This window comes from Streptomyces zaomyceticus (genome assembly GCF_014656215.1).
GTDB lineage: Bacteria > Actinomycetota > Actinomycetes > Streptomycetales > Streptomycetaceae > Streptomyces > Streptomyces zaomyceticus.
Genome location: NZ_BNBZ01000032.1, coordinates 44261 through 57724 on the forward strand (window position 1 = coordinate 44261; position 13464 = coordinate 57724).

The 13464-nt window shown below is 74.1% G+C and carries 13 protein-coding genes; 4 read left to right on the forward strand and 9 right to left on the reverse strand.

The window, feature by feature from the left end:
* Positions 1-43: 43 nt before the first annotated feature.
* On the reverse strand, positions 44-556 hold the full coding sequence (locus tag IE311_RS30155; protein WP_229902255.1) for a GNAT family N-acetyltransferase: 513 nt from the start codon (positions 554-556) through the stop codon (positions 44-46).
* Positions 557-608: 52 nt separating this feature from the next.
* Between IE311_RS30155 and IE311_RS30160 the strand changes: the two genes are divergently transcribed.
* Positions 609-941: a 5-carboxymethyl-2-hydroxymuconate Delta-isomerase gene (locus IE311_RS30160; protein WP_189835014.1), complete on the forward strand. Its 333-nt coding sequence runs from the start codon at positions 609-611 to the stop codon at positions 939-941.
* Here IE311_RS30160 and IE311_RS30165 read toward each other — a convergent pair.
* The gene (locus IE311_RS30165; protein WP_189835015.1) at positions 926-1660 is read right to left on the reverse strand and encodes a TetR/AcrR family transcriptional regulator; all 735 of its coding nucleotides are present in this window, start codon (positions 1658-1660) and stop codon (positions 926-928) included. The genes IE311_RS30160 and IE311_RS30165 overlap by 16 nt on opposite strands.
* Positions 1661-1697: 37 nt before the next feature.
* Between IE311_RS30165 and IE311_RS30170 the strand changes: the two genes are divergently transcribed.
* A complete protein-coding gene (locus IE311_RS30170; protein WP_189835016.1) occupies positions 1698-2183 on the forward strand; it encodes a hypothetical protein in 486 nt (161 codons plus the stop codon).
* A gap of 4 nt (positions 2184-2187) precedes the next feature.
* Here the strand turns inward: IE311_RS30170 and IE311_RS30175 are convergent, their stop codons facing one another.
* The 5 genes from IE311_RS30175 to IE311_RS30195 all read right to left on the reverse strand — a co-directional run bounded on the left by IE311_RS30175 (position 2188) and on the right by IE311_RS30195 (position 8832).
* A complete protein-coding gene (locus IE311_RS30175) occupies positions 2188-3252 on the reverse strand; it encodes a PDR/VanB family oxidoreductase (RefSeq protein WP_189835017.1) in 1065 nt (354 codons plus the stop codon).
* Positions 3252-4136, reverse strand: coding sequence for a metal-dependent hydrolase (locus tag IE311_RS30180; RefSeq protein WP_189835018.1), 885 nt, complete (start codon positions 4134-4136; stop codon positions 3252-3254). The genes IE311_RS30175 and IE311_RS30180 overlap by 1 nt, the downstream gene beginning before the upstream one ends.
* Before the next feature lie 165 nt (positions 4137-4301).
* Positions 4302-6686 carry a hypothetical protein gene (locus IE311_RS30185; RefSeq protein ID WP_189835019.1) on the reverse strand — a complete coding sequence of 795 codons (2385 nt, stop codon included), beginning with the start codon at positions 6684-6686 and terminating at the stop codon, positions 4302-4304.
* Between the two features lie 200 nt (positions 6687-6886).
* The gene (locus tag IE311_RS30190; protein ID WP_189835020.1) at positions 6887-7702 is read right to left on the reverse strand and encodes a tyrosine-protein phosphatase; all 816 of its coding nucleotides are present in this window, start codon (positions 7700-7702) and stop codon (positions 6887-6889) included.
* A gap of 131 nt (positions 7703-7833) precedes the next feature.
* Positions 7834-8832 carry an NAD-dependent epimerase/dehydratase family protein gene (locus IE311_RS30195; protein WP_189835021.1) on the reverse strand — a complete coding sequence of 333 codons (999 nt, stop codon included), beginning with the start codon at positions 8830-8832 and terminating at the stop codon, positions 7834-7836.
* Between the two features lie 266 nt (positions 8833-9098).
* Here IE311_RS30195 and IE311_RS30200 point away from each other — a divergent pair, with 266 nt between their 5' ends.
* A complete protein-coding gene (locus IE311_RS30200) occupies positions 9099-9758 on the forward strand; it encodes a hypothetical protein (RefSeq protein ID WP_229902256.1) in 660 nt (219 codons plus the stop codon).
* 51 nt (positions 9759-9809) lie between these two features.
* Positions 9810-11297 (forward strand): PepSY-associated TM helix domain-containing protein, encoded by a 1488-nt coding sequence (locus tag IE311_RS30205; protein ID WP_189835023.1) that lies wholly within the window; start codon positions 9810-9812, stop codon positions 11295-11297.
* Here IE311_RS30205 and IE311_RS30210 read toward each other — a convergent pair whose 3' ends face one another.
* Positions 11298-11852: a winged helix-turn-helix domain-containing protein gene (locus tag IE311_RS30210; RefSeq protein ID WP_189835024.1), complete on the reverse strand. Its 555-nt coding sequence runs from the start codon at positions 11850-11852 to the stop codon at positions 11298-11300. It lies immediately after the preceding gene.
* A gap of 445 nt (positions 11853-12297) precedes the next feature.
* A complete protein-coding gene (gene glnII / locus IE311_RS30215) occupies positions 12298-13329 on the reverse strand; it encodes a glutamine synthetase (protein WP_189835025.1) in 1032 nt (343 codons plus the stop codon).
* Positions 13330-13464 lie beyond the last annotated feature (135 nt).

Here is a 13464-nt window from a genome sequence, read left to right on the forward strand (position 1 = left end):
CCGGCGTGACATCCCCGTCACGCCGGGGCCTTCGCCATGGGCGTCACGCCAGACGCTTCTCCATCAGCGTCACCGTGTACCGGCGGCCGTCGGGGCCGGCCTTCTCCAGGAGCGGCGCGAGGGCCGTGTACCCGGCGCCCTCGTAGTACGTCCCCAGGCGCGGATTGAGCGTCTCGCAGTCCAGCCGGGCCAACGTCCGGCCCGAGGCGGCGATCCGCTCCTCCGCGTGCGCGAGCAGCACCCGCCCGGCCCCGGCGGGCGCCGCCTCCCGGTCGGTCATCAGCCGGTGCACGTACCCCGCCACCGGCGGCTGCGGCCCCCAGACCTCCCGGTCCTCCCACCACAGCTCGTACGCGCCGACGACCCGGTCCCCCTGGGACGCCAGCCACACCTCGCCGTCGGCGACGCGCGCCCGGAAGTGCTCGGCGCCCTTCCCGCCCGGCTTCCACTGGTCGATCCCGTTCCGCACCATCCAGGCGGCCGCCCCGTCGAACAGTCCCACCAGAAGGTCCAGATCGCCGTCGTCCGCCTGCCGGAAGGTCACTTGTGTGGTCATGGCGATCACCGTAAAGGTAGGGCCAGACATCCGTTTCCCCGGGAGTGACCTCATGCCGCAGATCACCGTGGACTACTCCGCGCCCCTCGACCGGCGCGGCTTCGCGCTCGCCCTGCACCCGCTGGTCGTCGAGGCCGTGAACACCGAGCTGGACGCCTGCAAGACCCGCTTCCGCGAGGTCGAGGAGACCGTCGTCGGCGACGGCGCCGCCGAGGACGTCCTCGTGCACGTCGAGATCGCCCTGCTCTTCGGCCGCACGGACGACACCAAGGCGCGGCTCTCGAAGGCCGTCCTCGACCTGCTGCCGAAGTACGTCAAGGCGACCGAGAACGTCCGGCTCTCCGTCGAGGTCCGCGACCTCGAATCGTCCTACCGCAAGCGCTGATCGGGCACGGAGGGCGCCTCGGGGGAGACCGCGGGCACCAGCGCGACGAGCCGGGCCACCAGCTCCCCGAAGGGGCCGTCGGCCGGCTCGTCCGCGAGGATGCCGACCAGGATCTCCGCCATGTCCGGGTCGTACGCCGCACTCACCGCGGCGAGCGCCGCGAAGTCGTGCACGAGCTGCAGCTCCAGCTCGGCGCGCGGCACCCGGCGGCCGTCCAGCCAGATCAGCGCCGTCGACTCGGCGAGCGAGACCCAGGAACGGACGACCAACTCCAGCCGGGCGGACGGCTTGTCGACCCCCAGATGGGCGAGGATCTGCACGTACGCGGCGAGCCGCACCTCGTCGATCATCGCGTTCGTCGTGGACGAACCCACCGCGGGGCCGCCCCGCATCAGCGCCGCGAACCCGGGGCCGTGGTCGTCCACGAAGTCGAAGAACCGGCCCATCACCCGCAACAGCCGCGCCCCGAGCGGACCCTGCGGGGGCTCGACGAACCGGGCCGCGAGCTCGTCGGCGGCCCTCCGCAGCGCGGCCTCGTAGAGGCTCTGCTTGCCGGGGAAGTAGTGGTAGACCAGCGGCCGCGAGATCCCCGCGGCCGCGGCGATCTCGTCGATGGACACCTCGTCGGGAGAGCGGTGGCTGAAGAGTTCGAGGGCAACCCCGATCAGCTGCTGCTTGCGCTCCTCGACGCCCATCCTGCGGCGTACCCCGGTCGTCATACGAACAGCCTAACGGGGTCGGTTACGCTCCTGCTCCATGAGCGCTTCCGACCAGGACACCCAGGCCGCCAAGGCCCCGGAGGCCCCTGAGGCCCCCGAGGCCGACGAGACCCGCGAAGAGACCTCCGCAGACACCTCCGGCGAGCCCGACGAGGCCGACGAACCCGATGAACTCGACGCGGACGACAGGGGCGACGGCGACGCGGACGCCGAGGACGACGGGGACGAGGAAGACGCCGAGGACGCCGAGGAGGAGGCGCCCACGGCAGGGCTCACGCCGAAGCAGGCGCGGCGACTGCGCGTCGCCGCCGCCTCCGTGCTCCTCGTGGCGATGGCCGTCGTCCTGCTGGTCCGCCTCGCGAGCCGGACGTCCGTCCTCGTCGTCGGCGTGTACGGCCTCGCCATGATCCTCTGCGGGATCGTGATCGAGCTCTCCCGCAACGGCCGTACCCGGCTCGGCACCTGGCTCCTGGTGAGCGGTCTCCTCGCCGCGCTCGCCCTGGACTGGCTGGTCCTGCCGTAGGGGGTCAGAGGTCGAGGACGAGCCGCTTTCCCGCGCAGCGCGAGACGCAGATCAGCATCGAGTCGCCCCGCTCGGCGTCGGTGAGCAGCTCGTCCCGGTGGTCGATCTCCCCCTCCAGGACCCGCTGTCGGCAGGTCCCGCAGAAGCCCTGCCGGCAGGAGTACGTGATGCCCGGGAGCTCCTCGCGGACCGCCGCGAGGACCGACCGGTCGGCGGCCACCTGCACCGTGCGTCCGGAGCGGCGCAGTTCGACCTCGAAGGCGGTGCCCCCGGTCGTCGCGGCGGCCGAGAAGCGCTCCAGGCGCGGGGCCCGGCCCTCCGGCATCGCCGCCGTCACGGCGTCCATCAGCCCCTCGGGACCGCAGCAGTAGACCAGGGTCTCGGCCGGTACGTGGGCGAGGAAGCCCAGATCGGGGAAGCCGGACACGTCCTCGGCGACGACGGACACGCGGTCGCCTCCGCCCAGCGCCTCGATCTCGTCCAGATACGGCATGGTGGCCCGGCTCCGCCCGCAGTACACGAGCCGCCAGTCCGCCCCGGCCGCCTCGGCGGCACGCAGCATCGGCAGGACCGGGGTGATGCCGATGCCTCCGGCGACGAAGACGTACGAGGGCGCGGCGACCAGCGGGAAGCGATTGCGCGGCCCCCGGATCTCGATCTCCACGCCCTCCCGGAGCCGGTCGTGGACCTCGCGCGAGCCGCCCCGGCCGCCCTGCCCGGCCTCGATCAGCCGGGTCGCGACGGTGTACGAGGCGGTGTCGGCCGGGTCGCCGCAGAGCGAGTACTGCCGCACGAGGCCGGAGGGCAGGACGAGGTCGACATGGGCGCCGGGCTGCCAGGAGGGCAACCCGGTCCCTTCCAGGCGGAGTTCGACGACACCCTCGGCGGGAGTGGCGCGCCCGGTCACCACGACCTTGCGGGGGACCGTGCTGCCCCGGCCGTACCCGGACACGGGCTCGTCCAGGGCGGGCAGGGGCCACAGCGGGGCGGTGGTCATCCGGCTGCGGACGGCGCGGCGGACGAGCAGCGCGGCCCCGGCGACCAGGGCGACGGTGGTGAACCGGGGCATCAGTGACCTCCGTTGGCGCCGGGGGAGGAGGCCAGGTAGGCCATCGCCTGCGCGGTGTCACCCTCCTGGGAGGGGTGGTAGGCGCGGCTGAGGTAGCGGGGTATCGAGCGCAGCATGTCCGGGGTGGAGGGCAGTACGCCCTGCCGGCCCTTGCGGACGAACTGGCCGAAGGAGGCCTTGCCGTCGAGGAGGCTCGGGTCGTTCTCCATGAAGAAGCGGACGCCCCGCTGCCAGAGGAAGACGAGCGCGGAGAAGGCCAGCGCCCAGGTGCGGGCGCGGCGCCGGTAGCCGCCGTCGAGGTGCATGAAGAGCTCGAAGGCGACCGAGCGGTGCTCGACCTCCTCCGCGCCGTGCCAGCGCAGCAGATCGAGCATGGTGGGGTCGGCGCCGACCCGGTCGAGCTCGTCGGCGTTGAGCACCCAGTTGCCGAGGAAGGCGGTGTAGTGCTCGATCGCGGCGATCATCGCGACCCGCTCCATCAGCCACCAGCGGCGCGGCCGGCCCGGCGGCAGGGTCCGGTCCCCGAGGAGCTTCTCGAAGAACCAGTCGACCTGCGCGGTGTACGGGGTGGGGTCGAGGCCCTGCTCCCTGAGGTGCGGGAGGACGTCGTCGTGGGCCTGGGAGTGGACGGCCTCCTGGCCGATGAAGCCGATGACGTCCGCGCGGAGCCGGTCGTCGGTGATGTACGGCAGCGCCTGCTTGTAGACGTGCACGAACCAGCGCTCGCCGGCCGGGAGCAGCAGGTGCAGCACGTTGATGGTGTGCGTGGTGAAGGGATCGCCGGGTACCCAGTGGAGCGGGGTCGCGTCCCAGTCGAAGGAGACCTTGCGGGCCTTGAGTTCGACGTGCTCCGACGCCACCGGTGCGGGCTGCGTATTAGACATGCCGTCAATGTACTGAGGGGTAGGCGACGGCGACAGGGTCTGTGCACGGTGTTTTTGGGCGGTGGGTGGTGAGCGGTGGGAGGTGGGTGATGGGCGGTGGGCGAGTGGGGACGGGGCCGGGGCCGGTGGGTGGGCCGCTCCACCCCGGCCCCGGCCCCCCGGGGGTCACCTGAGGGCGCCCACCCGCCTTCCGTCCCGCAGGACGCCGTTCAGATCGGCCCGCGCCCCCGCCGCCGCCCGCACCGCGAGGACCGGGCCGTCGGACCGGCCCTTCACCCCGCCCGAGGTCTCCAGGGAGGCGAAGTCCGGACTGCCCGCCGCCAGGACGTACCAGCCGCCGCCCGGCGCCTGCCACAGGACACCCGCCAGGACCCGGGGATCCCGCACCCCGCACGCGGGCGAACCCTCGGAGCGGGCCGCGAGCGCCGCGGGCACACCGGGCGACGGGACCAGGAACTGGGCGAGGGTCCGGCTGCCCGTGCCCCGCCAGGTCTCCGCACGCGTGCAGAGCCAGGTGCCCCGCCCGGCACCCTCGGGCAGCGCCTGCCGGGCGAACCGCCAGGCGTTCACCGAGCGCACCCCGTGCGCCCGTACGGCCGTCAACTGGCACGCGGTCCGCGCCCAGGCCTCCCGCGCCTCCTGCCCCGTGGCGTCCACCGGGGCGGCCGGCGGGCCCCACAGCAGCCGGGCGGGGGCCAGCTCGCCGAGATCGGCGAGAAGCCGCTGCCCCGAACCGTCCCCCACCTGAAGGGCGTTCCAGCGCGTGCAGCTCCTCGCGAGCGCCGGACTCGGCATCGGGTCGGTCACCCCGCCGGCGTCCCGCGCGAGCGGACGGGGCGCCTTGCCGGGCGCGAGGAGATCCCGTACGGCGGTCTCCGCCACCCAGGGCGCCGTCAGATACCGCACGTTCCCCGCCGCACGGGACAGGACGAGCGCCGCCGAACCGACCGTGTCGGCGCCGTCCGTCCGGGCGAAGTCGAGCGCGGCGCCCGCCGCGCCCTCCACCGGCTCCGCGTACCGCACCGCCCGCAGCCCGTCGTGGAGGAGCACCACCCGGGCTCCGTCGACGACACCGGCGAAGAGCAGCTGGGGCGGCCCCATCGGCGGACCCACGGGTGTCCCGGGCGTCGCGGAGGAGTGCACCGAGGCACCGGGCCGCGCCCACACGGCGAGCGCCCGCCGCAGCAGCGCGCCGTCCCCGGTGAGCCCGCCACGCGCGGGCCACACGGAGAAGTCCTGCCGGGTGGAACCGGTCCAGACGGCCGGGGCGACCCGCTTGAGCGCCCCGGGGTCGAGGGCGGCCTCGGCGGCGGGGTTACGGGCGTACGAGGGCGCCGCAGCACCGTTTCTGCCCCATCCGTCCCCGGGCAGCCCGAGCAGCGCCCCGCACACGAGAAGCGCGGCGAGGGCGACGAGCGCGGCGCGTGCGTGCTGCCGCCGCCGGATGAGATCGGTGGGCCGGGCCTGAAGGGCGCAGGGATCGAACTCGTCGGACTCGAGCAGGGCGACACCGCTCCGCCGGCGCCCGGGATCGAAGGACCCCGGGGCCCCACCGCCCGGCAGCGGCCCGGGCGGGCCGCCGGAGCCGTCGACTCCGTGCCCGGGGTCCCGACGGGCGCGCGAACCACCGGGGCCGGCCGTTCCGCCGCCGTCGCCGCCGCGCCCGGTCGCTTCACCCACGCTTCCGGTTCCGTCGCGCTGCCCGGGCCGGCCCTGCCGGCCCTGTTCGCCCACTCGGTCGGCGCGGCCGTCCCGACGCGCGGGACCGGAGCCGGCCCGGCCGTCGGCCCCGACGGCGCCCGGGTCGCCACTCGGTCCCGGGCCGGCGCCGTGCCGACCGCGGTCCCCGCCGTCGCGTCGCGGTCCGCCCCGCTCGCCGACGCGTTCGGTACGGCCGTACCCGTCCTCGGCGCGGGCGCCGGATACGGGAGCGGTCGGACCCCCCTGCGTTCCGACAGTCCCGCCCGCTCCGTCCGGAGAGTCCATCGCGTCCGCCGCGTCCGCCTCCGAGAGGGCCGACGCCGGGTCCTCCACCCCCGCCGCGGCCAGCACCCGCAGGACCTCGGCGTCGCCCTGGCGCTCCAGGCCCCGGAGGACGTACGCCGCGCGGCCGGGGCCGGAGAGGCGGGACAGCCGCTGGTCGAGGGCGAGTTCGTCGGCGCCGCCGACCCGGGGGAACAGCCGCAGCCCCCACACGTGCGGGAGCAGCGGCGGGAACTGCGCCCGGCGAGGGAGGGCGAGCCGTCGCAGCGGCAGCCCCGCGACGAGCGCCTGCCGCAGCACCTCACCCCGGACGAAGGCGTAGCCGGGATCGACCGCGTCCTCGGCGAGCCGCGGCTGCGGCACGGCCGGACCGGGGACCCGGCGGCGCGGCAGCGAGCGCTGGACGAGCGCGTGCGCGGTCAGGACCCGGCGGTTGCGGCCGAGCGACGGAGGCAGCACGAGATACGCGATGCGGACGAGACGCGGATAGCGCTCGACGAGCGCCGCCTCGGCCTGCTCGACGTCGACGGGGCCCACGGGCGAGGGAACGAGATCCTTGGTGCTCACGTTCAGCAGAACGAGCGATTCTTCCGATGGTCACCCCGGTCCCGGGGGCGCACGGAAGGCGGCCCCGGACCGCGTCGAGGGACAGCGGTCCACCCGCCGCCGCCCCGCCTCGGTCCCGCCCCGCCCCGGTCCCGGCCCCCGCTCACCCCCGGCCCGTCACCGGCTCGCCCCGCCCCCGGCACTCGCTCACCCCGGGCCCGTCACCCGTCCGTCAGGCCTCCGTGGCCTTCCGTCAGTCGCTCGCGCATCCGCGCCGTCACCTCGTCCGGGACGCCCAGCCCCTCCCGTACGTACTTCTCCATCGACCCGTGCCGGACCGCCACCTCGTCGAGTGCCGCGTCCAGGTACTCCGGGAGGACCCCGATCAGATCGAGCGCGAGGTCGGGGTTGCCGCCCTGGGTGATGAAGCCCTCGATCATGGGCGCGAACGCCTGCCGTACCGCCGTGTTGACCGACAGATACTCCTCCCGAACCGTCTCGTCGTCCGCGCCGAGCAGCGACAGGACGACCGTCGCCGCCCATCCCGTCCGGTCCTTTCCGGCCGAGCAGTGGAAGAGCAGCGGCCCGGCGTCCCGGGCACCCAGTTCGGTGAGCAGGGCACGGTAGGCGGCGCGGGCGGCGTCACCGGAGACGAAGGTCCGGTACGTACGGGCGAAGGCCGACCGGACCTGGCCCCCGCCGAGGTGTTCCTCGGCGAGCGCCGGGTCGGAGAGCAGCTCCTTCAGCCGGGCGGCGGGCGGCAGGCCGCTGATGGCCAGATGGTCGGCGAGCACGTCCGCGACGAGCAGGCGCGCGCCCTCGGGAAGCCGGTCGGGCCGGGTGCCGCGCTCGCTGTCCGTACGGAGGTCGACGACCGTACGGATGCCCAGGCGGGCCACGGCGGGCTCGGCGGGGTCCAGCCGGTCGAGATGCGCGGAGCGCAGGACGAGGCCGGGGCGGACGGAACTCCCGGCACCGAGCGGCAGGCCGCCGAGATCGCGGAGGTTGGCGACGGAGGTGGCGGGGATGGCGGGCATGACGGTCGACTCCTCCGGTTCGTGCGCGTTCGAGTCGACCGTAATGGATCGTCCCGGTTCGGGCAGGTCCGGCGGGATCGTCGCCCCGTGCCGGATCTGCCTGCCCGTCACCCCGCGCCGACCGGTCGGCGTTACCCGCCGAGCGCGGCCACCACCTCCGCCTCCCGCTCAGGCGAGAGGCCGACCTGGGGACGGTCCGGCCGCTGCGGCGCGGTGCCGCCGAGCGAGTCCAGCCACGTCCAGGTGTCCGCGACCGTCTCCGCCGCGGACCGGCAGCGCAGCCCGGCCGCGACGGCCCGGGACACGTCGGCGGTGTACATCGCGTCGAACATCTCGCCCGGCGGCAGCCACACCGGCAGCTCCGACCACGGTGCCGCCCCGGCCGCGAGCAGCGCCTCCGGCTCCGCCCAGCGGAGCTCGGCGTCCGAGCCGGTGGCCCGGACGCACGCGTCGAGCAGCTCGCCCATGGTCGCGTGGCCGGGCGGCGAGACGAGGTTGTACGGCCCGGAGAGCCCGGCGGCCACCGCGTCGAGCGTCCACTCGGCCAGGTCGCGGACGTCGATGTACTGGATCGGCAGCGTGGCGGGCCCGGGCGCGAGCACCGGTCCGCCCTGCGCGATCCGGCCGAGCCACCAGGGGAGCCGGCCCACGTTCTCGTACGGCCCGATGATGAGTCCGGCGCGGACGGACAGCGTCCGGTCCGCTCCGAAGGCGGCCGTCGCGGCGAGCTCGCCACCCCGCTTGGCCTCGGCGTACGGCACCTCGCCGTCGTCTGGCGAGCCCTCCACCAGCGGGCCGTCCTCCGCGAGTCCGGCGGCGGCCGGCCACGCGTACACGGAACGGCTCGACACATAGGCGAACCGGCCGACCCGGTCGGCGAGCAGCCGCGCCGCGTCCCGTACCGCGGAGGGAGCCGCCGACCAGGTGTCCACGACGACGTCCCAGGAGCCTGTGGCGAGGGCGGCGAGACCCTCCGGACCGGTCGTGCGGTCACCGATCAGCGAGGTGACCCCGGCCGGCGGCGCGTGCCGGCCGCGGTGGAAGACGGTCACCTCCCACCCGCGGTCGAGCGCCGCCTCGACGACCGCGCGACCCACGAACTCCGTACCACCGAGCATCAGAAGTTTCATGATCAGAGCGTGCGGGACCGCACCCCGAGGGGCCAGGGCTTTCCGCTCCCGGAGGATTCCGCCACGGGAGGAACGCCGGAGGGAACCCCGGCGGAACGTCACCGACTTGGCTGAAGTGCGATCGGACGGGGAGGGCCTCTCGTGCTCCGAGTGGCCGGATGACACCATGGCGGGCGATGACGAATGCCCGGTCGCCCCTGCGCGCCTTGCGAGCCGCCCTGTTCGCGGTGGTGTGCGTGACCTTGGCCGCCGTGGGGCATTCGTCCATGTCTGCGCATCGGCTGCCGGCCCTGGCCCTGCTCGGCGCGTTCGCCCTGACGGCGGCCGTCGCGTGGGCCGCCGCCGGCCGACGGCGGAACGGGCCGACGATCGCGGGGGCGCTGTTCGGCCTCCAGGGCGCGCTGCACGCGGTCTTCGCGATGGCCGGATCCCACGCGGGGGACACGGGTCACCCGGCGTCGGCGACCGGCACGCACGGCGCGTCAGGCGGGTACGGCATGCACGGCATGGCCGGGACGCACGGCATGAGCGCCATGACCGACCCGCCCGCCGACCCCTCGGCCACGGGTGTGGGCTCGGGCACGGACGCGGACGCGGTCATGACCATGGTCATGGGCACGGGGACGGGCTCCGGCATCGGCATGCTCGCCGCCCACCTCCTCGCCGCGCTGCTCTGCGGTCTCTGGCTGGCCCACGGCGAGGCCGCGTTCTTCACGCTGGCCCGGGCCGCCCTCGCGTACGCCTTCACCCCCCTGCGCCTGCTCTTCGCGCGCGTGCGGGTCCCCGACGCCCCCCGCCGCCCTGTCCGCAGGGCCCGGCGGAACGCCCACCGGCCGCACACCGTCGTCCTCGCGCACACCCTCTCCCGGCGCGGCCCGCCCCGGCTGTCCGCACCCCGCGCCACGACCCTCGGAGCACACGTCTGACCCGGGGGTCCCTTCCCCCTGTCTGCACCGACTCCAAGGACAGTCACAGCCATGACCATCGACGATCCCGCACGCCCGGACACGTCCGAGGCGCCACCGTCGGAGAACACCGAGCCCGCCACCCAGGCCGGCTCCGAGAGCCCCACCAGCCCCGCGAGCCCCGCGAAGCCCACGGCATGGAGCGCCCTGCGCCCCCTCGTCCTGCGCCTCCACTTCTACGCGGGTGTCCTCGTCGCCCCCTTCCTCCTCGTCGCCGCCGCCAGCGGCCTGCTGTACGCGCTCTCCTTCCAGGCCGAGAAGGTGGTGTACGCGCACGAGCTGGAGGTCCCCGTCGGCGAGACGACCCTGCCGCTCTCCCGGCAGGTGGACATCGCCCGCGAGGTCAACCCGAACGGCACCGTCACCGCCGTCTGGCCCGGCGCCGAACCCGGCGCGACCACCCGGGTCCTGATGGCCGACCCGGACGTCCCCGAGGACACCTCGCTGGCCGTCTTCGTCGACCCGTACACCGGGGACGTACGCGGGCAGCTGCCCAGCTACGGCAGCTCCGGCGCCCTTCCGCTGCGCACCTGGATCGACGGTCTGCACCGCGATCTGCACCTCGGTGAGACCGGCCGCAACTACAGCGAGCTGGCCGCGAGCTGGCTGTGGGTCGTCGCGCTCGGCGGTCTGCTGCTCTGGCTCGGCCGACGCCGGAAGAACCGCCGCGCCCTGTTCGTACCCGAGGGCGGCCCCGCCTCCCGCCGCCGGACGCTGTCCTGGCACGGCTCGGTCGGCCTGTGGGCGGTGACCGGACTCGTCCTGCTCTCGGCGACGGGCCTGACCTGGTCGCGGTACGCGGGCGAGAACATCGGCGTCGTCCAGGACGGTCTCGGCGGCGCGACCCCCACCCTCACCGCGACCGTCGGCGACGCCGCGGCCGGCGGCTCCTCGGAGCACGAGGGACACGGCGGCGCCCACACCGGCGGCTCCACCGCGCAGGGCCCGGACATCGGCCTCGACAAGGCGCTGGAGGCGGCCCGCGCGGCCGGCATCGACAGCCCGAGGATCTCGCTGGTCCTGCCGTCCGAGGGCAAGGGGTACGTGGTCAAGGAGACCGACACCCAGTTCCCGCTGGAGCTCGACTCGGTCGCCCTCGACCCGGCGGACGGCGCGGTCCTCGACCGGCTCGCCTTCGCGGACTACCCGCTGCTCGCGAAGCTCACCCGGATAGGCATCGACGGGCACACCGGCGTGTTCCTCGGCCTGTTCAACCAGCTCGCCCTCGCGGTCCTCGCGCTCGCGCTGATCCTGCTGATCGTCTGGGGCTACCGCATGTGGTGGCTGCGCCGACCGGGCCGCCCGGTGGCGCGAGGGGCGTGGCGGAAGATCCCGGTCACGATGCTGCTGCCGCTGCTCGCGGTCACGGCGTCGGTGGCGTGGTTCGTCCCGCTGCTGGGTCTCAGCCTGCTGCTGTTCCTGGCCGTGGACCTCACCCTGGCGCTGGTGGCCAGGGTGAGGGCGAAGTCGCGAACGGCCGACTCCGGCCGAACCGCCTGATCAGGGCGTGTACTTGTAGCCGACCCGCCGCACGGTCTGGATCGTGTGGCGGTGCTCGGCGCCCAGCTTGCGGCGCAGCCGGGCCACGTGCACGTCGACCGTACGGCCGTCGCCGACGTGCCCGTATCCCCACACCGTGGTGACCAACTGGTCGCGGGTGTGCACCCGGTGGGGGTTGGCCACGAGATGGGCCAGCAGCTCGAACTCCAGATACGTCAGGTCCAGCGCCTGCCCGTCCACGACGGCGATCCGCTGCACACCGTCGATGGCCACCGGTCCCTGCTCCTCCACCGGGGCGGCGACGGGCGCGGGCACGGGGGCGGCGACGGGCTGGCGCGGCTGCTGATCGGCCGGCACGAGCACGAGGTAGCCGACCATCGGCGGGCGCCCCGGCAGCGTGGGAAGGGTGTGCGGGGGAGCGGGCAGCAGGGTGGCGCCGGGCGGCAGGAAGTCCGCGACCTGGGCGAAGTCGACGACCTCGTTGGGGTCGACGGCGCGGAGTCGGTGACGGCCGGGACGGACGGCCGTGAGGGAAGCACTCTGGGTGTGGGCCATGAGAGGTCAGCTCTTTCGCGCGGAGAAACGGACGGACAGGAGTCGTACGTCGTGCGCGTCGGCCGAAGGCCGTGGATCGGACCGTACCGATCGGGGCTTTAGAGGGCCGACGCGTTCCTCGCGCGGCAACACACCCGGTCGAAGTCGTGGTGCTGCCGGGAAGGCCAGAACGGCTCGAGGTCGTGACGACCCGTCGCGGTGTCGTTCTGTGTGATGGCCATATCCCTATTGAACCAGAAGGGAATGCCTCCGACGACCCCTTCACCGGCCAAACCCCGTGTCGTGCTTCCCACATGCCGGGAGAGCCGCCCACCCGGACGGCCGGGGAGACCCCCTCCGGGAGGACGTGGGGGACGCCCGCCCGGACGACGGGGGAGACGCCCGCCCGGACGACGGAAGGGGCGCCCACCGTGGCCGGTGGGCGCCCCTTCCGAATCGGTGCGGATCAGACCTGTCCGGCCTTCTCCAGGGCCTCGCAGCAGGTGTCCACCAGGAGGCGGGTCACCGTGTACGGGTCCACGTTCGCGTTCGGGCGACGGTCCTCGATGTAGCCCTTCTGGTCCTGCTCGACCTGCCACGGGATGCGGACCGAGGCGCCGCGGTCCGAGACGCCGTAGGAGTACTGGTCCCACGGGGCGGTCTCGTGCAGACCCGTCAGGCGGTCGTCGATGCCGGCGCCGTAGTTCTTGACGTGGTCGAGCGGCTTCGAGCCCTGGCCGAGGGACTCGGCGGCGGTGATGATCGCGTCGTAGCCCTCGCGCATCGCCTTGGTGGAGAAGTTGGTGTGCGCGCCCGCGCCGTTCCAGTCGCCCTTCACCGGCTTCGGGTCCAGCGTCGCGGAGACGTTGAAGTCCTCGGCCGTGCGGTACAGCAGCCAGCGGGCGATCCACAGCTGGTCGGAGACCTCCAGCGGCGCCAGCGGGCCGACCTGGAACTCCCACTGGCCGGGCATGACCTCGGCGTTGATGCCGGAGATGCCGAGACCGGCCTTGAGGCAGTTCTCCAGGTGCGCCTCGACGATCGGGCGGCCGAAGATCTCGTCCGCGCCGACGCCGCAGTAGTAGCCACCCTGGGCGGCCGGGAAGCCGTTGACCGGGAAGCCGAGCGGGCGGGTGCCCTCGAAGAACGTGTACTCCTGCTCGATGCCGAAGATCGGCTCCTGAGCGGCGTACTTCGCGGCGATCTCGGCCAGCGCGGCACGCGTGTTGGACTCGTGCGGCGTCATGTCCGTGTTGAGGACCTCGCACAGCACCAGGACGTCGTCGCCGCCGCGGATCGGGTCGGGGCAGACGAAGACCGGCTTGAGGACGCGGTCCGAGGCGTGGCCCTTGGCCTGGTTCGTGCTGGAACCGTCGAAGCCCCAGATCGGCAGCTCGCCGAGCGTGGCGCCCCCGCCCACGATGATCTTCGTCTTCGAACGAAGCTTCGCGGTCGGCTCGGTGCCGTCGATCCAGATGTACTCAGCCTTGAAGGTCACGGGCCTCATCCTTTGGGCGTGCTGCTGCGGGTGTCGCGGCGGCTCGCGGCGCTGCGAGAAGCTGCGGTGTCTGTGTCCGGTCGCAGCTTCGCAACACGGGATTTCCCGTCGGTTGCCCGAATGTGAACCCCGTGT

Coding starts and splice junctions, on each gene's coding strand:
- IE311_RS30200 (WP_229902256.1), top strand. CDS start 9,099: ATGTCTGCGCATCGGCTGCCGGCCCTGGCCCTGCTCGGCGCGTTCGCC.
- IE311_RS30190 (WP_189835020.1), bottom strand. CDS start 7,702: ATGCCCGCCATCCCCGCCACCTCCGTCGCCAACCTCCGCGATCTCGGC.
- IE311_RS30160 (WP_189835014.1), top strand. CDS start 609: ATGCCGCAGATCACCGTGGACTACTCCGCGCCCCTCGACCGGCGCGGC.
- IE311_RS30210 (WP_189835024.1), bottom strand. CDS start 11,852: ATGGCCCACACCCAGAGTGCTTCCCTCACGGCCGTCCGTCCCGGCCGT.
- IE311_RS30195 (WP_189835021.1), bottom strand. CDS start 8,832: ATGAAACTTCTGATGCTCGGTGGTACGGAGTTCGTGGGTCGCGCGGTC.
- IE311_RS30175 (WP_189835017.1), bottom strand. CDS start 3,252: ATGCCCCGGTTCACCACCGTCGCCCTGGTCGCCGGGGCCGCGCTGCTC.
- IE311_RS30205 (WP_189835023.1), top strand. CDS start 9,810: ATGACCATCGACGATCCCGCACGCCCGGACACGTCCGAGGCGCCACCG.
- IE311_RS30180 (WP_189835018.1), bottom strand. CDS start 4,136: ATGTCTAATACGCAGCCCGCACCGGTGGCGTCGGAGCACGTCGAACTC.
- IE311_RS30155 (WP_229902255.1), bottom strand. CDS start 556: ATGACCACACAAGTGACCTTCCGGCAGGCGGACGACGGCGATCTGGAC.
- IE311_RS30170 (WP_189835016.1), top strand. CDS start 1,698: ATGAGCGCTTCCGACCAGGACACCCAGGCCGCCAAGGCCCCGGAGGCC.
- IE311_RS30165 (WP_189835015.1), bottom strand. CDS start 1,660: ATGACGACCGGGGTACGCCGCAGGATGGGCGTCGAGGAGCGCAAGCAG.